17 protein-coding genes are annotated in these 17,530 nt (G+C 61.7%); 9 read left to right on the top strand and 8 right to left on the bottom strand.

Translation table 11 applies throughout. The features are described from left to right. Window positions 1-100 precede the first annotated feature (100 nt). The 4 genes from AC1D13_RS04235 to AC1D13_RS04220 are packed head-to-tail and all read left to right on the top strand — an operon-like array spanning window position 101 to window position 1,965. Window positions 101-532 (top strand): hypothetical protein, encoded by a 432-nt coding sequence (locus AC1D13_RS04235; RefSeq protein WP_457278721.1) that lies wholly within the window; start codon window positions 101-103, stop codon window positions 530-532. After that, window positions 529-828, top strand: a complete 300-nt coding sequence (locus AC1D13_RS04230; RefSeq protein ID WP_457278722.1) for a DUF705 domain-containing protein — start codon at window positions 529-531, stop codon at window positions 826-828. Before AC1D13_RS04235 ends, AC1D13_RS04230 begins: the two co-directional genes overlap by 4 nt. Next, window positions 821-1,330: a hypothetical protein gene (locus AC1D13_RS04225; RefSeq protein ID WP_457278723.1), complete on the top strand. Its 510-nt coding sequence runs from the start codon at window positions 821-823 to the stop codon at window positions 1,328-1,330. Before AC1D13_RS04230 ends, AC1D13_RS04225 begins: the two co-directional genes overlap by 8 nt. 29 nt (window positions 1,331-1,359) lie before the next feature. After that, window positions 1,360-1,965, top strand: coding sequence for a DUF6151 family protein (locus AC1D13_RS04220; RefSeq protein ID WP_477689002.1), 606 nt, complete (start codon window positions 1,360-1,362; stop codon window positions 1,963-1,965). Window positions 1,966-2,050: 85 nt separating this feature from the next. On the opposite strand, the gene glmM is transcribed toward AC1D13_RS04220, so the two are convergent. The 4 genes from glmM to AC1D13_RS04200 form a co-directional block, all read right to left on the bottom strand. After that, complete coding sequence (gene glmM / locus AC1D13_RS04215; RefSeq protein WP_477689001.1) at window positions 2,051-3,382, bottom strand: phosphoglucosamine mutase; 1,332 nt, start codon at window positions 3,380-3,382, stop codon at window positions 2,051-2,053. 113 nt (window positions 3,383-3,495) lie between these two features. Further along, entirely contained in the window at window positions 3,496-4,353 is an 858-nt protein-coding gene (gene folP, locus AC1D13_RS04210; RefSeq protein ID WP_477689000.1) for a dihydropteroate synthase, read from the bottom strand. Window positions 4,354-4,547: 194 nt separating this feature from the next. After that, complete coding sequence (ftsH, locus tag AC1D13_RS04205; protein WP_457278727.1) at window positions 4,548-6,470, bottom strand: ATP-dependent zinc metalloprotease FtsH; 1,923 nt, start codon at window positions 6,468-6,470, stop codon at window positions 4,548-4,550. A 130-nt stretch (window positions 6,471-6,600) separates the two neighbouring features. Then, complete coding sequence (locus tag AC1D13_RS04200; protein WP_457278728.1) at window positions 6,601-7,359, bottom strand: RlmE family RNA methyltransferase; 759 nt, start codon at window positions 7,357-7,359, stop codon at window positions 6,601-6,603. Window positions 7,360-7,401: 42 nt separating this feature from the next. On the opposite strand from AC1D13_RS04200, the gene AC1D13_RS04195 reads away from it, so the two are divergent. The 3 genes from AC1D13_RS04195 to AC1D13_RS04185 all read left to right on the top strand — a co-directional run bounded on the left by AC1D13_RS04195 (window position 7,402) and on the right by AC1D13_RS04185 (window position 10,792). Then, window positions 7,402-7,878 carry a YhbY family RNA-binding protein gene (locus AC1D13_RS04195; RefSeq protein ID WP_457278729.1) on the top strand — a complete coding sequence of 159 codons (477 nt, stop codon included), beginning with the start codon at window positions 7,402-7,404 and terminating at the stop codon, window positions 7,876-7,878. Window positions 7,879-7,995: 117 nt separating this feature from the next. Continuing rightward, on the top strand, window positions 7,996-10,065 hold the full coding sequence (locus AC1D13_RS04190) for a M3 family metallopeptidase (protein ID WP_457278730.1): 2,070 nt from the start codon (window positions 7,996-7,998) through the stop codon (window positions 10,063-10,065). Window positions 10,066-10,117: 52 nt separating this feature from the next. Next, the gene (locus AC1D13_RS04185) at window positions 10,118-10,792 is read left to right on the top strand and encodes a glutaredoxin family protein (protein ID WP_457278731.1); all 675 of its coding nucleotides are present in this window, start codon (window positions 10,118-10,120) and stop codon (window positions 10,790-10,792) included. Window positions 10,793-10,859: 67 nt separating this feature from the next. On the opposite strand, the gene rpiA is transcribed toward AC1D13_RS04185, so the two are convergent. Then, entirely contained in the window at window positions 10,860-11,531 is a 672-nt protein-coding gene (gene rpiA, locus AC1D13_RS04180) for a ribose-5-phosphate isomerase RpiA (RefSeq protein WP_477688999.1), read from the bottom strand. A gap of 132 nt (window positions 11,532-11,663) precedes the next feature. Here rpiA and AC1D13_RS04175 point away from each other — a divergent pair, with 132 nt between their 5' ends. Beyond that, window positions 11,664-12,716, top strand: a complete 1,053-nt coding sequence (locus tag AC1D13_RS04175) for a quinone-dependent dihydroorotate dehydrogenase (RefSeq protein ID WP_477688998.1) — start codon at window positions 11,664-11,666, stop codon at window positions 12,714-12,716. A gap of 67 nt (window positions 12,717-12,783) precedes the next feature. Here AC1D13_RS04175 and xth read toward each other — a convergent pair whose 3' ends face one another. Together xth and AC1D13_RS04165 are read right to left on the bottom strand one after the other, a co-directional pair. Beyond that, the gene (xth, locus tag AC1D13_RS04170; protein WP_477688997.1) at window positions 12,784-13,644 is read right to left on the bottom strand and encodes an exodeoxyribonuclease III; all 861 of its coding nucleotides are present in this window, start codon (window positions 13,642-13,644) and stop codon (window positions 12,784-12,786) included. Window positions 13,645-13,676: 32 nt separating this feature from the next. After that, on the bottom strand, window positions 13,677-13,925 hold the full coding sequence (locus tag AC1D13_RS04165; RefSeq protein ID WP_457278734.1) for a hypothetical protein: 249 nt from the start codon (window positions 13,923-13,925) through the stop codon (window positions 13,677-13,679). A 567-nt stretch (window positions 13,926-14,492) separates the two neighbouring features. On the opposite strand from AC1D13_RS04165, the gene AC1D13_RS04160 reads away from it, so the two are divergent. Next, window positions 14,493-16,568 carry an oxidoreductase gene (locus AC1D13_RS04160; RefSeq protein WP_477689143.1) on the top strand — a complete coding sequence of 692 codons (2,076 nt, stop codon included), beginning with the start codon at window positions 14,493-14,495 and terminating at the stop codon, window positions 16,566-16,568. A 12-nt stretch (window positions 16,569-16,580) separates the two neighbouring features. Here AC1D13_RS04160 and AC1D13_RS04155 read toward each other — a convergent pair whose 3' ends face one another. Next, complete coding sequence (locus tag AC1D13_RS04155) at window positions 16,581-17,354, bottom strand: AAA family ATPase (protein WP_477667252.1); 774 nt, start codon at window positions 17,352-17,354, stop codon at window positions 16,581-16,583. Window positions 17,355-17,530: the final 176 nt, after the last annotated feature.

The following is a 17,530-nucleotide window of genomic DNA, read 5'->3' as shown; positions in this document are numbered from 1 at the left end:
AACAATAGGCCGTCGAGCGGCGCGGCTGCCCGGTTGGTTAGACTGGTAACCCACAGGCCAGATGCCTGCGGGTCCACCCCTCTAACCACAGGCCTGAACGATGCGTTTCTTTCGCAGCTTCAACGACTTTCCCAAACTGCTGCTCGCCCTGACAGCAGCCTACTTCCTCGCCAGTCTCGGCCATTTCAGCCACAACGCCGAGTTCATCTGCGAATATCCGAACCTGCCGGCCTGGCTAACACGTGCGCAGGTTTATGGGGTGTGGGCTGCCATCACTTCGGTGGGTGCCGTTGGCTTGCTGCTCATGCGCAAAAAATTCGTGGCTATGGGCCTGCTGCTGATGGCTGTTTACGCGGCGTTAGGTTTTGACGGCCTGGGCCACTATGCGTTGGCCCCCATCGAGTTTCATCCTCTGATCGCCAACGTCACAATTCTTTCGGAGGTACTTGCCGCCGCACTTTTGCTGCCGGTAGCCTTGTGGCTGCTGGCGTCACACATATTCCGGGGTCAAACAAAGGTTCAACACCCATGACCCCACAAGTCGTTTTTATCGATGTCGACGACACCATGGTCAGGTCCGTTGGTGCGAAGCGTATTCCCATGCCTGCGGTAATTGCCCAGGTCAGGCGGCTGAAATCCGAAGGCGCAACCTTGTTTCTCTGGAGCTCGGGAGGTGCTGAATACTGCCGAACCACAGCCATCGAACTAGGGATCAGCGAGTGTTTTGAAGCTTATCTGCCAAAGCCTACAGCCTACATTGATGACCAGCCGGTGCATGAGTGGCGATTCTGCAAACATCTCTACCCTTCGCAGGCTGAGAATGCTTAAGCGATTGCTCGGTGCCGGCGAAAGAGTGTCTTTGGGGAAACTGTCGTTTGCCTCGGCCCTCGTCGCCTTCTCATTGTTTCTTGCGTTGTGGTGCGTTCATCGCGCCGGCGGTGTGCTCTTCGGGGGCAAGCTATTGAACGCGCTGAACCGGCTGGGCATGGTGCGGCAAGAACGCAGCTATATTGCCGAACTCCAGCCAAGCAGCGTCTTTGCGCTGAATGACGCCAACGCTGTTATCTGGTTGACCTGCCTTACGTTCATTCTTGCCGGGCTTGGCCTTGTCCTGGCGCTTTGCTCAGAATACAAACGTGAATCCACGCTTTACGCCAGCACCGGTTTTATCGTGGCGACACTCGGTATCGGACTGCTTTATCCACTGGTCATGGTTACGACGCAGACCGCGGGAGCTATTGCACTCATCGGCATCAGGAAACACCGTACGCGCACTGACCGGACTGCCCTGCCAGACAAGAACTCGGGGTTCCGCGCGTCTGAGTGTTAAATGGCTCACCCATCAAACAGGGCTCTCACATGAATCACCCCTTGCGCTGCCAATGCGGCACACTCCGCGGCCATGTCAGTCACACCGAATCGGTATGCCGGGGTATCTGCTACTGCAAGGACTGCCAGGCCTACGCCCACTTTCTGGGCAAAGCCGACGAGATTCTGGATGAAATGGGCGGATCGGACGTGGTCGCCACGCTGCCCCAACACGTCACCTTCACCCACGGCCAGGAGGCGCTCACCTGCATGTCGCTCAGTGACAAGGGCATGTTGCGCTGGTATGCCAGCTGTTGCAACACACCGATCGGCAACACCTCGCGTGACTTCAAGGTCTCGCATGTCGGCCTGCTGCACAACTGCCTGAAAGATCCGTCAACAAGTCTCGACGCCGCCTTCGGCCTTGTGCGCATGAAAGTCGGCATGAAGAGCGCCAAAGGTAACCCCGAAGCCATGCCGGTCAGCACCACCGTGTCCATCCTCCGGTTCATGGCGACACTGATACGCACGAGGCTCAATGGCGGCTACAAGATCACGCCCTTCTTTAACCCGGATGATGGGATGCCACGCGTATCACCCAAGGTGCTCACGCCGGATGAGCGGGCTCGCTTGATGGAGGCCGTAGAGGCTTCCTAGCCTGTTCGACGGATCGCTATCGATTTAATAGCTGCTTGCGCCCGCCCTTAAAGGGTTTCAGCCACTATTTTCCTGAATAAGTCACTCAGGACCGCACCGTGTCCGCCACCCGCTCGGCGCAGCTTTTGGCCTGGGCCGCATCGCGCGCTTCGACCATCACACGCAGCAGCGGCTCGGTGCCGCTGGCACGAATCAACAGGCGGCCCGTGTTGCCCAACTCGGCTTCCACCGTTTTGGTCATGTCGGCCAGGGGTTTGCTGCTCTGCCAGTCCTGGTCGGGCTTGAGGCGCACATTGACCAGTGTCTGCGGGAACAACACTACATCGCTCAGCAGCTGGGCGAGAGTTTTCTTGCTGCGCACACAGGCCTGCAACACCTGCAACGCGCTGATGAGGCCGTCACCGGTGGTGTGCTTGTCGAGCGCCAGCAGGTGGCCCGAACCCTCGCCGCCCAGCAGCCAGCCACGCTTTTCAAGCTCCTCGAGCACGTAGCGGTCGCCAACCTTGGCGCGTACAAATTCCACGCCTTTGGCCTTCAACGCCACTTCCACGGCCATATTGGTCATCAGGGTGCCCACGGTGCCGGGTACTTTCTCACCGCGCGCCAGCCGCTCGTTGACCATCAGGTACAGCACCTCGTCGCCGTTGAAGAGCCGGCCTTCGGCGTCCACGATCTGCAGCCGGTCGGCGTCGCCGTCCAGCGCAATGCCGTAGTCCGCCTTGCTGGCCTTGACCTTGGCGATCAGAGCCTCGGGGTGCGTCGCACCGACTTCGTGGTTGATGTTGAGGCCGTCGGGTGCGCAGCCGATGGCAATGACTTCAGCGCCCAGTTCATGAAAAACCATGGGGGCGATGTGATAAGCCGCACCGTGGGCACCGTCGACCACGATCTTCAGGCCGCGAAGCGTCAGGTCATTGGCAAAGGTGCTTTTGCAAAATTCGGTATAACGTCCTGCCGCATCATCAAGACGGCGGGCTTTGCCCAAAGTCGCAGAATCGGCCCAGACGGGTGGCTCGTCGAGCGCAGCTTCCACGGCCAGTTCCCACGCATCATCGAGCTTGGTGCCCTGCGCGCTGAAAAACTTGATGCCGTTGTCAGGGTAGGCGTTGTGGCTCGCACTGATGACGACCCCCAGGCTGGCGCGTTGGGCCCGCGTGAGGTAGGCCACACCCGGCGTAGGCAAGGGGCCGAGCAGCACTACATCGACGCCGGCGGAGTTGAAGCCGGACTCCAGCGCGCTTTCCAGCATGTAGCCGGAAATGCGGGTGTCCTTGCCGATCAGCACCGTAGGGCGGGATTCGGTCTTGCGAAGGACCCGGCCGACCGCGTGCGCAAGCCGTAAGACGAAGTCGGGCGTGATGGGCGGCTGGCCCACCGTTCCGCGAATGCCGTCGGTGCCGAAGTATTTTCTGGTCATGGAGTTTTGTCCCTGTGGAGCTTGTTGTTCTTGAAACAGGGGCCTATTTTAGGTGCCCCGTACAGCCCTTTGTCGGCCAAAGCCGCCATCTTTGCCGGATAGCGACAAAACTGCTAGCGCGCTGCCATCCATACCTTCAGGGCCTGCACAGTCTCACGCACATCATGCACACGCACGATACGGGCGCCTCGGTCCACCGCCAGCAAGGCGGCCGCTACGCTGGGTACCATGCGGTCGGTCACGTCGAGCTGGGCGACAGTCGCGAGCGAGGCGCTGGTTACGGCGGCCAAAGACGATTTGCGCGACCAGGCGGCCAGCAACGGATAACCGGTGGCGAGGAACTCCTGCTGCCGCGCGAGCAACGCGAAATTCTGCGCCACGGTTTTACCAAAGCCCACACCCACATCCAGCACGATGCGGGATCTATCAACGCCAGCGGCCTGCAGGCCAGATGCGGCGCTTTCCAGAAAAGCCATCACCTGCGGTACCACATCGCCCTCCATGGGGGCAACCTGCATGGTCTGGGGTTCGCGATGCATGTGCATCAGACAGACACCGCAATTCGGGTGCTGCGCCACCACCTGCACCGCACCCGGTTTGCGCAGGGCCCAGATGTCGTTGATGACATCGGCGCCCAGGTCGAGCACAGCCTGCATCACTTCAGGTTTGTACGTGTCAACCGACAGCGGCACACCGAGGCTGACCGCATGGCGAACCACAGGCAGCACCCGTTCAAGCTCTTCCTCCAGTGGTACGGGCGGTGCGCCAGGCCGGCTTGATTCACCGCCAATGTCCAGCATGTCGGCGCCATCCCGGATCAATTTCTCACAATGAGCAAAGACGCCTGAAAAACCACCACCGAGGGTGAAATACCTGCCCCCATCCGAAAATGAGTCGGGCGTGACATTGACGATACCCATGACGCGCGGCTTGGACAGATCAATCTGAAAGCGGGAGGTTTGCCAGATCATGGATGGATGTCCCGAAACGAATGAAGGGTTAAACCACAGGCCGGTAAGCAATGCAATACCGCGCAACGAACGGTGCGTTGCCGAAGCCATACAAAGTGGCAAGCCCAGGAGCCATGTTCTCCACCATGAAAAAACCGGGGACTGGCCCCGGTTGTGATGACTGCCTGGCAGTCGTCTTCATGCTTGTGGAGGAATCAGGCTACCGTAGGTGCCGGATCGGTACTGACAGCAGGTGTACCGCCGCTGGGACCGCTACCGCCGCCTACCGACGAATTGCGCGGCGTCCAGTCCTTGGGCGGCCGGGGTTCCTTGCCGGCCATGATGTCGTCCAGCTGGTCGCCGTCAATGGTTTCCCATTCGAGCAAGGCCTTGGCCATGGCATGCATCTTGTCCTGGTTGTCCTCGATCAGCTTGCGCGCCTGGGCGTACTGCTGGTCGATGATGCGGCGTACTTCGCCGTCCACCTTTTGCAGGGTCGACTCGCTCATGTTGTTGGTCTTGGTGACTGAACGGCCCAAAAACACTTCGCCTTCATTTTCCGCGTACACCATGGGGCCCAGGGCCTCGGTCATGCCGTAACGGGTGACCATGTCGCGGGCCAGCGCTGTGGCACGTTCAAAGTCGTTGCTGGCGCCCGTGGTCATCTGGTTCATGAAGACTTCTTCGGCGATACGGCCGCCAAACAGCATGCTGATCTGGCTCAGCATGTACTCGCGGTCATAGCTGTAGCGGTCTTGCGCCGGCAGGCTCATGGTCACGCCCAGTGCACGGCCGCGCGGAATAATGGTGACCTTGTGAACCGGATCGCACTTCGGCAGCATCTTGCCGAGCAGCGCGTGACCGGACTCATGGTAGGCCGTGTTGCGGCGCTCTTCTTCGGGCATGACCATGCTCTTGCGCTCGGGGCCCATCAGTATCTTGTCTTTGGCTTTTTCGAAGTCCTGCATCTCGACGGTGCGCGCGTTGCGGCGTGCAGCCATCAGGGCGGCTTCGTTGCACAGGTTGGCCAGGTCAGCGCCCGACATGCCGGGCGTGCCGCGGGCGATGACCCCGGGGCTCACATCCTGGCCGAGCGGAACCTTGCGCATGTGCACATTCAGGATCTGCTCGCGGCCGCGGATATCGGGCAGCGTCACATAGACCTGGCGGTCAAAACGGCCGGGACGAAGCAAGGCGGCGTCCAGGATGTCGGGACGGTTGGTGGCAGCCACCACGATCACGCCGACATTGGTTTCAAAACCATCCATCTCGACCAGCATCTGGTTCAGGGTCTGCTCGCGTTCGTCATTGCCGCCGCCCAGGCCCGCGCCGCGCTGGCGGCCGACTGCGTCGATTTCATCGATAAAGATGATGCAAGGCGCGTTTTTCTTGGCGTTGTCGAACATGTCGCGCACACGCGACGCACCCACACCGACGAACATTTCAACGAAGTCAGAGCCGGAAATCGAGAAAAACGGAACTTTTGCTTCGCCGGCAATGCTCTTGGCCAGCAGGGTTTTACCGGTGCCCGGAGGGCCAACCAGCAGCAAGCCACGCGGAATACGGCCACCCAGTTTCTGGAATTTGGCGGGGTCTTTCAGGAAGTCGACCACTTCCTTGACTTCTTCCTTGGCTTCGTCGCAGCCCGCCACGTCGGCAAAAGTCACTGGATTGGTGGATTCATCGAGCAGGCGCGCCTTGGATTTACCGAAGCTGAAAGCCCCGCCCTTGCCGCCGCCCTGCATCTGCCGCATGAAATAAATCCACACGCCGATCAGCAGCAGCATGGGGCCCCAGCTGATCAGCAGGGACGTGAGCAGGGAGGTTTCTTCGCGGGGCTTGACGTCAAACTTCACGTCGTTGGCGATCAGGTCGCCGACGAGGCCGCGGTCAAGGTAGGTTGCGGTGGTGCGAACCTTGCGATCATCCACCGTGGTTGCGGAAATCTCGGTGCCGCCCTGGCCTTCGGCGATGGTGGCCTGCTTGATGCGCTTGCCGCGCACCTCTTCCAGGAACTCGGAGTAACCCAGGTAGTTTGAGCCGGCGCTACCGCGTGGATCAAATTGCTTGAATACGGTAAACAGCACCATGGCGATAACCAGCCAGATTGCAATTTTGGAAAACCACTGATTGTTCAAGGACTACTCCGGTATAAGAACAAAAGTCACATGCGCCTGATTTTAGGCGTTTCAAGGGCAAAAACCGCGTAATCCCCTGCCAGCCCCATGTTTGAAGCGGGTTTAGGTGATTTTTGCCACCGTATCGCACTCATTGTGCAGCGTCAGCGCGCCTTTTAAGTCCTCTGCCAATCAGGAAAATCTCCGACGACCCGGGGCGCGAGGCCTTGGGTTTGAGGGGCTTGACCGTCTTGAAGGTGTCCTTGAAAAGCTTCACGAGCTGATCGTATCCACTGCCGTGAAAAAGCTTCACCACCAGCGTGCCATCCGGTTTCATCCGGTTCTGGGCAAATTCCACGGCCAGCTCTATGAGGTGGGCAATCCGGGCCGCATCGGCCGATTCAATACCCGACAGGTTGGGCGCCATGTCCGAGATCACAAGATCGACCCGGATCTGCCCTTCGGACGAGGCCAGCGCCTGCTCCAGCTTCTGCAGCACCTCCGCCTCCCGGAAGTCGCCCTGGATAAAAGTCACCCCCTCGATCGGCTCCATGGGCAGCAGGTCCAGCCCGATGATGCGGCCGTTGAGCTCCCCCGCCGCCGCGCCGGTGGGTGACAGCTTGCGCCTCACGTACTGACTCCAGGCCCCGGGCGTGCTACCCAGGTCGACCACACAGTCCCCCGGCCGGATCAGGCCGAAGGTTTCGTCAATTTCCTTCAATTTGTAAGCGGCCCTGGCCCGGTAGCCCTCTTTTTGGGCCAATTTGACGTAGGGGTCGTTGATGTGGTCGTGCAACCACGCCTTGTTGACCTTTTTCCCTTTCGCACTGGCTTTCGATACGGCTTTGGCAGCGGCCTTCGCGTCGGTCTGGGTGCCGGGTTTGAAGTCGGTCTTGGCATTTACTTTCATGGGGTCTATTGTCCTCTTCCCGACTCCCCCGATAATTGGGTCATGGCTCAAATACAACTTACCCCCGCCCAGCGCAAGGATCACCGCGCCGATGCCCATCACCTGAACGCAGTGGTGATGATCGGCTCCGATGGCCTGACCGCTGCCGTCAAGAAAGAAACCGACGCGGCCCTGAACGCGCACGGCCTCATCAAGGTGCGGGTTCAATCAGACGACCGCGCCGGCCGAGAAGCGATTTTCCAGAACCTGGCAGATGAACTCAACGCCGCCCCCATCCAGCATATCGGCAAGCTGCTGGTCCTGTGGCGCCCAATGCCGGAAAAGGAAAAGAAGGTCAATGAAGACCGCATGCCCGGCCCCCGTGATGTCAAGGTACTGAAAAACAGCTCCCGCTACGGCCAGCGCCCCGAAGTCAAAACCCTGCGCGTGCTCGGCAACCAGCGCCTCACGCCCGGCGGCACCGTCAAACGCGCCAAAAAACCCCAATTGAAAAGCGTCAAGAAGAGTGCACAGGGCTGAGTTCCCCGCCCGCAAGGCACGGGGTAATTGCCCCGATAGCGCCCCGACAGGCACATTCTTCCTGGCCCGGTAGCCCCAGGCCTTTAGATTCGAGACTTTCGCCCACAGCTGTACGTCATGACCAATCCCCTTCTCGACTTCTCCGACCTTCCCCTGTTTGACCGGATTCAGCCCGAGCATGTGGCGCCAGCCCTCGACGAGCTGCTGGCCAAGGCTGAAAGCGCCCTTGAGCATGTCACGGCAGCGGATTTTCCGGCCTCATGGAGCGGTATCGCCGGCGTGCTGGACGTGGCCACCGAGAACCTGGGCCGCGCTTGGGGCGCCGTGAGCCACCTCAACAGCGTGGCCGACACGCCGGAACTGCGCGCGGCCTACAACGCCGCCCTGCCGCGCGTGACTGAGTTCTGGACCCGCCTGGGCGCCGATGAGCGCCTTTACGCCAAATACAAAGCCATCGACGTGGCCACCCTGAACACCGAGCAGCGCCAGGCCCATAAAAACGCCATTCGCAACTTTGTGCTGTCGGGTGCGGAACTGAAGGGCGCCGACCGCGACCGTTTTGCCGAGATCCAGGAACGCCAGGCCGAGCTGAACCAGAAATTCAGTGAGAACGCCCTGGACGCCACCGACGCATTTGCCTATTACGCGACAGAAGCCGAGGTTGAGGGCATTCCTGCAGACGTGCTTGAAACAGCACGCAACCAGGCCCAGTCCGAAGGCAAGACCGGCTACCGCCTCAGCCTGAAAATGCCAAGCTACCTGCCTGTCATGCAGTTTGCCAAAAGCAGCAAACTGCGCGAAACCTTTTACAAGGCCTACACCACCCGCGCCAGCGACCAGGCCGCACCCGAGTTCAGCAAATTCGACAACAGCGCCATCATGAAGGAAATCCTTGCGCTGCGCCTCGAAGAGGCGAAGCTGCTGGGCTACCGTAATTTCGGCGAGGTCTCGGTGGTCGCCAAGATGGCCAAGTCCCCCGACGAGGTCATCACGTTTTTGCGTGACCTTGCCCGGCGCGCCCGACCCTATGCCGAAAAGGATGTTACCGACCTGCGCGCCTTTGCCACCACCCAGTTGGGCCTGGCCGACCTGCAAGCCTGGGACTACGCCTACATCGGCGAAAAACTCAAGGAAGCGCGCTACGCCTTCAGTGAACAGGAAGTCAAACAGTACTTCACTGCCCCCAAAGTGCTGGCAGGCCTCTTCAGGATCGTGGAAACACTGTTTGAAGTCGCCATCCGCAAGGACTCGGCACCCGTGTGGAAGCCTGGCGTAGAGTTTTTCCGTATCGAGCGCAACGGCCAGCTCGTGGGCCAGTTCTACCTGGACCAGCCCGCCCGCAACGGCAAACGCGGCGGCGCCTGGATGGATGATGTGCGCACCCGCTGGCTGCGCCCCGACAACGGCAAGCTACAAACCCCGGTGGCGCATCTCGTCTGCAATTTCGCCGAGGGCGTGGGCGGCAAGCCAGCCCTGCTCACGCACGACGACGTGACCACGCTGTTCCACGAATTCGGCCACGGGCTGCACCACATGCTCACCCAGGTCAACGAACGGGACGTTTCCGGCATCAGCGGCGTCGAATGGGACGCCGTCGAGCTTCCCAGCCAGTTCATGGAAAACTTTTGCTGGGAGTGGGACGTGCTCAAGCACATGACCGCCCACGTGGACACCGGCGCTGCCCTGCCGCGCGAGCTGTTCGACAAGATGCTGGCCGCCAAAAACTTCCAGAGCGGCATGCAGACGCTGCGCCAGGTCGAGTTTTCACTATTCGACATGCTGCTGCACACCTCTCACAACCCAGCCGACGACCTGATGGATCTCCTGAACGAGGTGCGCCGCGAAGTCGCTGTCATTGCGGCCCCGGCCTACAGCCGTACTGCGCATACATTCAGTCACATTTTTTCCGGTGGTTATGCGGCCGGGTATTACAGCTACAAATGGGCCGAAGTCCTGTCTGCCGACGCTTATGCCGCGTTTGAAGAGTCCGCCCATCCTGCAGCCGATCCGGGTACAAACACTGACGCCGGCACAGGATCGGGTACCGTTAATGTAGAAACAGGCCGAAAATACCGGCAAGCCATCCTGGAAGCAGGGGGCAGCCGTCCGGCCATGGAATCATTCAAGGCCTTCCGGGGCCGGGAGCCAACGCTGGACGCGCTGATGCGCCACCAGGGTATGGCTTGAAACACCTGAGCCAAGCCACTTCAATTCAAATTCAAGACTGACTGGGGAAACCATGAAATCAAACGCTGTTAGATCCTTCTCTCCTAACGCCCTGCTGGCCATGCTGCTGCTTGGGGGAAGCTTAATTTTTATGGCGCTGCCGTCACACGCGCAGCAGGTCTACCGCATCGTGGGACCCGACGGCAAGGTCACCTTTTCCGACCAGCCACCGCCGGCGGCAAGTAGCGGCAAGGTTAGCGCTGCCAACGCAGCGTCAAGTGGTGGAGCAGCATCCGGAGGTCTTCCTTTCGAATTGCGACAGGTTGTCAGCAAATACCCGGTCACGTTGTACACCAACGAAAAATGTATTCCCTGCGGTTCCGCCCGTGCCATGCTGATAAGCCGTGGCATTCCCTTCAGCGAGAAAACCGTTAGCACCAATGAAGATATTGCGGCCCTGCAGCGGGTGAGCGGCGATGCATCGCTACCCTTTCTGACCATAGCCGCCCAGCAACTCAAAGGCTATTCGGACGCAGAGTGGACGCAGTACCTGAATGCAGCGGGCTACCCTGCTGCGTCCATATTACCAGCCACCTACCAGCGCCCCGCGCCTACACCCCTGGTCGCCGTGAGCAAATCTCCAGCAGCGGGCACCGCCCCAGCCGCTCCTGCCGCACCATCCCAGCAGGCTGCTCCGGCGGCACCGCCCGCCGCCACGGCCAACAACCCTGCCGGCATCAAATTCTGAGCGGGCTCTGAAAAATGCAAAACGCCGGGTACCAGCCCGGCGTTTTGCTTTCTGGGGCTAGAGCAGCCTAGAACACCAGCGTCTTCACCCCGCCCGGCGCACCCAGCAGGCAGACATGCGCCTTCTGGTGGGCGAACACCCCCACCGTCACCACGCCCGGCCACTGGTTGACCTGCGACTCAAAACCCAGCGGATCGGTCAGCTTCAGGCCGGTCACGTCCAGGATGTGCTGGCCGTTGTCGGTGACCAGCGGTTTACCGTCCTTGAGCCGCAGGTTGGCCGTGCCGCCCATGGCCGCAAACTGCCGCGCGATGCGCCTGGCCGCCATCGGAATCACCTCAACGGGCAGCGGAAAGTTGCCCAGAGCCTGCACCAGCTTGGACTCGTCGGCAATGCAGACAAACTTGCGCGACTGGGCTGCCACGATCTTTTCACGCGTCAGCGCCGCACCGCCGCCCTTGACCATATAACCCGCGTTGTCGATTTCGTCCGCGCCGTCGATGTACACCGCCAGCTCGTCCACCTCCGTCGCATCAAACACCTTGATGCCTAGCGCCTGCAGGCGTTCCGTCGAGGCCACCGAGCTCGACACGGCACCGGCAATGCGCCCCTTCATGGTGCCCAGCGCGTCAATGAATTTGTTCACAGTCGAGCCGGTGCCCACTCCCACAATGCTACCTTCCTCGACATAGTGCAGGGCTGCCTGGCCGACCAGGGTTTTGAGTTCGTCTTGGGTCATGGCTTGAGTCATGGAAGTGTTGAAGAGTGTTTGGGGGTCGGGCCGGGGCGAAACGGGTTTTGCGACAATCAGGCTTCATGCCCGGCCTGCCCGGGTGGTTCATCGCCTCATCGCCAACAGCCGAATTATCCAATGTCCCTGCTCCCCTACGCCCTGGCCCGCCCTTTTTTATTTGGGCTTGACCCCGAAACCGCCCACGAGCTGACCATGGCTTCGCTCGCGCGTACCCAGGGCACGCCGCTGTCGCTGGCCTACTGCGGCAACCGCGTGAGCGATCCCGTCGAGCTGGCCGGCCTGAAATTCGCCAACCGCGTGGGTCTGGCCGCCGGGCTCGATAAAAACGCCCGTTGCATCGACGGCCTGGCCGCCATGGGTTTTGGTTTTGTCGAAGTCGGCACCGTCACCCCTCTGGGCCAACCGGGCAACCCCAAGCCGCGCATGTTCCGCCTCACCGAAGCCAACGCGCTCATCAACCGCCTGGGCTTTAACAATGAAGGGCTGGCCGCTTTTCTGGCCAATGTGCAGCGATCCAGCGTGCGCAAGCAAGGCGCGCCAAACAGCCTGCTGCTGGGCCTGAACATCGGCAAAAACGCCGCCACGCCGATTGAAAACGCGGTGGACGATTACCTGACCTGCCTGGACGGTGTCTACCCGCACGCGGACTACGTCACCGTCAATATCTCCAGCCCCAACACCAAAAACCTGCGCGCCCTGCAAAGCGACGAAGCCCTGGACGCCCTGCTCGGCCGCATTGCCGAACGCCGCGAGACCCTGGCCAAACAGCACGGCAAGCGTGTGCCGATTTTTGTGAAGATCGCACCCGACCTCGATGAAGCCCAGGTCGATGTGATTGCCGCCACGCTCAAGCGCCACGCCATGGACGGCGTCGTCGCCACCAACACCACGCTGAGCCGCGACGCGGTGAAAGGCATGCGCCATGCCGAAGAGGCCGGCGGCCTGAGCGGCGCCCCGGTGCTGGAGGCCAGCAACCGCGTCATCGGCCAGTTGCGCGCGGCACTCGGCAAAGGCTTTCCCATCATCGGCGTGGGCGGCATCATGAGCGGTGCGGACGCCGTCTCCAAGATCAAGGCCGGCGCCGACGTCGTGCAGATCTATACCGGCCTCATCTACAAGGGCCCTGAACTGGTGACTGACGCCGCGACTGCGATCAAAAACAGCCGCTAGACCAATAGGGACTTGCGCAGGCAGCTATTGAATTAATAGCAACGAATCCGCAAGGCACGGCATTGGCTTACGGAGCTTTTTTGCGCGGCATCGCTGCCGCTCGCGGCCTGGCCACTTTGGCCACCTTCTTCTTCACCGCGCCCGCTGCTTTACGCGCCACACCCAGCTCCACCCACACCGGCGCATGGTCGCTGGCGTGCTCCTGCCCGCGCACCCAGCTGTCTACCCCGGCAGCTTTCAGGCGCGGCGCCAGTTCAGCGTTCAGCAGGATGTGGTCGATGCGCAAGCCCGCGTTGCGCTGCCAATGCTGGCGAAAATAATCCCAGAAGGTGTAGACGCGTTCGTCCGGATGCAAATGCCGCAGGCTGTCTACCCAGCCTTGCCCCAACAGCTTTTCATAGGCCGCCCGGCTTTCGGGCTGCAACAAGGCGTCCTTGCGCCAGGACTTGGGGTTGTAGATATCAAAGTCCGTCGGCACCACGTTGAAGTCACCCGCCAGCCCCACCGGGTGCCCGGACGCATAAAGCCCCGCCGCGTGCTTCTGCAGCCGCTCAAACCAGGCCAGCTTGTAGTCAAACTTGGGGCCGGGCTGCGGGTTGCCGTTGGGCAGGTACAGGCAAGCCACGACGATGCCGTCCACCGCCGCCTCCAGATAGCGGCTGTGGTCATCTGACGTATCGCCGGGCAGCTCACGCCGTATTTCAACCGGCGCCTCACCCCTGGCCAGAATCGCCACACCGTTCCATGAACGCTGGCCTTTCCATAAAGCGCTGTAACCCGCTTCCCGCAGGTCGGCCTGGGGAAACACACTGTCCAGCGCCTTGAGCTCCTGCAGGCAGACCGCGTCGGGCGATTCTTTGGCCAGCCAGTCAAGTAACTGCGGAAGCCGCGTCTTGATGCCGTTGACGTTAAAGGTCGCGAGTTTCATCAGACCCCGATCAAACGCTGGCCAAACACCGGTTAAACGCCGGGCGAAGGCTTCCCCCGGCCCGGCCCGCGCCGGAAAGCCTCGGCGCCGCCACTGCCCCCGCCGTCAGGAAAGCTGTGCTGCTTGAGCTTGCCGGCCTTTCCGGGCTTCACCGGGTTTTCAATCAAGGTGCTGGCATCGTTGCCATCCGCTTCATCGTCCGGCTCGCTGTGCGGAGGATGCGGCACCGTCGCGCCTTCGCCGGTTTTGGCGCGTGTCGGGCTGGTGTTGGTTTTTGCCATGAGTGCTCCAGAAATCGAAGCTTCAAAGTACCAGCACAGGCTGCGGGCGGGTGTCGGACAACACCGCAAGGCCGCTGCCCCGATACCCTGAGGGCACCAGAAAAGGCGATGCAAAGCGAGCCGGCCAGGCCAGCATGAGCCGCGGAACCGGCTTCGCCGGGCGATCTATAAGCCACCCCCGTCCAGGCTCACTGCGTGTAGCCTGTTCCCCCTCGAGGGGGCGGCGCCTGCGGTCTGGCAAAGCCAGTCCCGCGGCCCCCACTGGTGAAATACGCCCACTGGTTACGCCGCTGAACTCTTCATGCAAGCAGGGGCCGCGGAACCGGCTTCGCCGGGCCGCAGGCGCAGCGGCCCCCTTGGGGGGCAGGGAGCTACACGAAGTGAGCGACCGTGGGGGCCCGGGTTAGCCCGAAGGCGGCGTAGAGCCTGTCCCCTAGAGTACCCGGCGCGCTGTGCCGTTGGCCCTGCAGCGACTACCATGCAGGCAGTTTTGACAGGAGACCTGCCTTGGCCGCGACCCCCACTTCGGCGACGACGCCCCCTTCCCTTGCGTCTTCTTCTTTTTCCCTGGACCCCGCTTCCCCCTACCCCCACCTGCTCGCGCCGCTGGACCTGGGCTTCACCACGCTGAAGAACCGCGTGCTGATGGGCAGCATGCACACCGGCCTGGAAGACGGCCGCAAACACTTCCCCGCCATGGCCGCCTACTTTGCCGAGCGCGCACGCGGCGGCGTGGGCCTCATGGTTACCGGGGGCTTTGCGCCCAACATCGCCGGCTGGACCAAACCTTTCGCCGGCATGCTCGCCAGCTCAGGCGCTGCGCGTCGCCACAAACAGGTCACCGACGCCGTGCACACCGAAGGCGGCAAGATTGCCCTGCAAATTTTGCACACCGGCCGCTACGGCTACCACCCGCTGTGCGTCGCGCCCTCGCGCATCCAGAGCCCGATCTCGCCATTCACCCCGCGCGAGCTTAGCTCCGGCGGCGTCGAGCGGCAGATTCGCGCCTTCATCCGCTGCGCCATGCTGGCCCGCGATGGCGGCTACGACGGCGTCGAGATCATGGGCAGCGAAGGCTACTTTATCAACCAGTTCCTCGTTACCCACACCAACCAGCGCACCGACGAGTGGGGCGGCAGCTATGGCAACCGCATGCGTGTGGCCGTGGAGATCGTGCGCCGCACGCGCGAAGCCGTCGGCCGCGACTTCATCATCATCTACCGCCTCTCGATGATCGACCTGATTCCCGGCGGCAGCAGCTGGGAAGAAGTCGTGCTGCTGGCCAAAGCCGTTGAAGCCGCCGGTGCCACGCTCATCAACAGCGGCATCGGCTGGCATGAGGCGCGTGTGCCGACAATCGCGACGTCAGTACCACGCGGCGCCTTCACCTGGGTCACCAAAAAGCTGCGAGGCGACCTGCGTGCCGCCGGCCTCACGATTCCTGTCATCACCAGCAACCGCCTGAACATGCCCGAAGTGGCCGAACAGGTTCTGGCCGACGGCAGCGCCGACATGGTCAGCATGGCCCGCCCCTTCCTGGCAGACCCCGAGTTTGTCAACAAGGCCGCGCAGGGCCGCCGCGACGAGATCAACACCTGCATCGCCTGCAACCAGGCCTGCCTGGACCACGCCTTTCAGGCCAAGCTGGCAAGCTGCCTGGTCAACCCCCGCGCCGGGCATGAAACCGAACTTGTCATTCGCATCGCCCCCGCCAAAAAACGCGTTGCCGTCATAGGCGCAGGCCCCGCGGGTCTGGCCGCCGCCACCACTTTGGCCCTGCGCGGCCACAGCGTGGATTTGTATGACGCTGCCGACAAAATCGGCGGCCAGTTCAACCTGGCCAAGCGCGTGCCCGGCAAGGAAGAGTTCGAAGAAACCCTGCGCTACTTCGGCCAGCGCATCACCGGCACCGGCGTGAAGCTGCACCTGAACACCCGCGTCTCGGCGGCCGACCTCATTGCGCAAAAGTTTGACGAAGTCGTGCTGGCCACCGGCGTCACGCCGCGCAACCCGCGCATTCCCGGGCAAGACCATCCCAAGGTGCTCAGCTACATCGATGTGCTGCTGGGCCGCCAACCCGTGGGCGAGCGCGTCGCGCTCATAGGCGCAGGCGGCATCGGCTTTGACGTCGCCGAATTCCTCGTCACACCCACCGGTCACTCCACCGCACTCGACCTGCCCGCCTGGCTCGCCGAATGGGGTGTGGCCGATCCCGGCGAAGTGCGCGGCGGCGTCGTGCGCCCGCAGGTCACGCCGCCGGCGCGCCATGTCACCCTGCTGCAGCGCAAGCCCGGCAAGCTGGGCGCGGGCCTGGGCAAGACCACCGGCTGGATCCACCGTGCCGCGCTGAAAATGAAAAACGTCGAAATGCTTTCAGGCGTCAACTATGAACGCATTGGTGAAAACGAAGGAGGCTCAGGCCTCAGCCTCTTCATCACCTTCGGCGAAAAGCGGCTGGACGGCACCGTGCTGTCAGTCGACAACATCGTGCTGTGCGCCGGGCAGGAACCCCTCCGCGAACTGCTGGAGCCGCTGCGCGCGGCAGGCGTCAAGACGCACCTGATTGGCGGCGCAGATGAAGCCAGCGAACTCGACGCCAAACGCGCGATTAACCAGGGGACGCGGCTGGCGGCGATGGTTTGATCCAGGCCCCGCTCACGCAGATGCGTCAGGTTCGTCCTTGCGCTCCAGCAGCAGGCGAAGCATGCGCTCCGGGTTTTGCAAAAAATCGCGCGTAACCCGGTAGTGCTCAGTCTCGACGTACTGAATGCGCTCCAGGCCGGACTCTGAGCACGCATAAATCCAGGCGTCCGGGTAAGCCATCAGGATGGGCGAATGCGTCGCGATCAAAAACTGCGACCGCTCCAGCACCAGGTCATGCATGCGCGACAACACCGCCAGCTGGCGTTGCGGCGACAGGGCCGCTTCCGGCTCGTCAAGGATGTACATCCCTTCCGGGCCGAACCGGTGGTTGAGCAGCGACAGAAATGACTCGCCGTGAGACTGCTCATGCAACGAGCGCGAGCCATAGAAAGTGATCACCGGCGGCCCCATGGAAGGTTCTGCGTCCAGGTTCTCGATCTCCGTCGCCACATTGAAGAAGCTCTCTGCACGCAGAAAAAAGCCGGTCTTCGGCCGCTTGAAGCCTTTGGCAACGCGAATGTATTCGTTCAGCACCGAATGGGAAACGCGCGTACCGAAACGGAAATTTTTGGTACCGCCTTCTGCGTTAAACCCCAGCGAAACTGCAATCGCCTCCAGCAGCGTCGACTTTCCCGAGCCGTTTTCACCCACAAAGAACGTCACTTTCGGGTGCAGGTCAATATGCTCCAGCGTGCGGATGGCCGGCAGGTGAAACGGGTAGGCCGCGAAAGACTCCACCTTGTCGCGCACCAGCGTGACGCGGCTGGCAAACTGGCTGGAGATGATCGATGACATGACCGGAGTTTAAGGTGGCGGCGACGCTGGAAAATAGCTGACGAAGACCCGCCCGGTCTGGGGCACTTCCCCGTCAAGCATCAAGCCTGTGGCGAGAATATTTGCTGCCCAAACACAAAGAGAAGCCTGTCGCCATCATCCACCGCGTACGGCGGCTGGGCGACAGT

The sequence above is a fragment of the Polaromonas sp. P1_E12 genome, from assembly GCF_056405975.1.
The sequence above is the reverse complement of the archived record's forward strand: the minus strand, read 5'-3'. Positions and strand labels throughout refer to the sequence as shown.

Excerpts from the sequence above, each read along its gene's own strand:
- AC1D13_RS04190 (WP_457278730.1), top strand. The coding sequence starts at position 7,996 with ATGACCAATCCCCTTCTCGACTTCTCCGACCTTCCCCTGTTTGACCGG.
- folP (WP_477689000.1), bottom strand. The coding sequence starts at position 4,353 with ATGATCTGGCAAACCTCCCGCTTTCAGATTGATCTGTCCAAGCCGCGC.
- AC1D13_RS04235 (WP_457278721.1), top strand. The coding sequence starts at position 101 with ATGCGTTTCTTTCGCAGCTTCAACGACTTTCCCAAACTGCTGCTCGCC.
- AC1D13_RS04175 (WP_477688998.1), top strand. The coding sequence starts at position 11,664 with ATGTCCCTGCTCCCCTACGCCCTGGCCCGCCCTTTTTTATTTGGGCTT.
- AC1D13_RS04220 (WP_477689002.1), top strand. The coding sequence starts at position 1,360 with ATGAATCACCCCTTGCGCTGCCAATGCGGCACACTCCGCGGCCATGTC.
- AC1D13_RS04195 (WP_457278729.1), top strand. The coding sequence starts at position 7,402 with ATGGCTCAAATACAACTTACCCCCGCCCAGCGCAAGGATCACCGCGCC.
- AC1D13_RS04225 (WP_457278723.1), top strand. The coding sequence starts at position 821 with ATGCTTAAGCGATTGCTCGGTGCCGGCGAAAGAGTGTCTTTGGGGAAA.
- AC1D13_RS04230 (WP_457278722.1), top strand. The coding sequence starts at position 529 with ATGACCCCACAAGTCGTTTTTATCGATGTCGACGACACCATGGTCAGG.
- rpiA (WP_477688999.1), bottom strand. The coding sequence starts at position 11,531 with ATGACCCAAGACGAACTCAAAACCCTGGTCGGCCAGGCAGCCCTGCAC.
- AC1D13_RS04165 (WP_457278734.1), bottom strand. The coding sequence starts at position 13,925 with ATGGCAAAAACCAACACCAGCCCGACACGCGCCAAAACCGGCGAAGGC.
- glmM (WP_477689001.1), bottom strand. The coding sequence starts at position 3,382 with ATGACCAGAAAATACTTCGGCACCGACGGCATTCGCGGAACGGTGGGC.
- xth (WP_477688997.1), bottom strand. The coding sequence starts at position 13,644 with ATGAAACTCGCGACCTTTAACGTCAACGGCATCAAGACGCGGCTTCCG.
- AC1D13_RS04185 (WP_457278731.1), top strand. The coding sequence starts at position 10,118 with ATGAAATCAAACGCTGTTAGATCCTTCTCTCCTAACGCCCTGCTGGCC.
- AC1D13_RS04200 (WP_457278728.1), bottom strand. The coding sequence starts at position 7,359 with ATGAAAGTAAATGCCAAGACCGACTTCAAACCCGGCACCCAGACCGAC.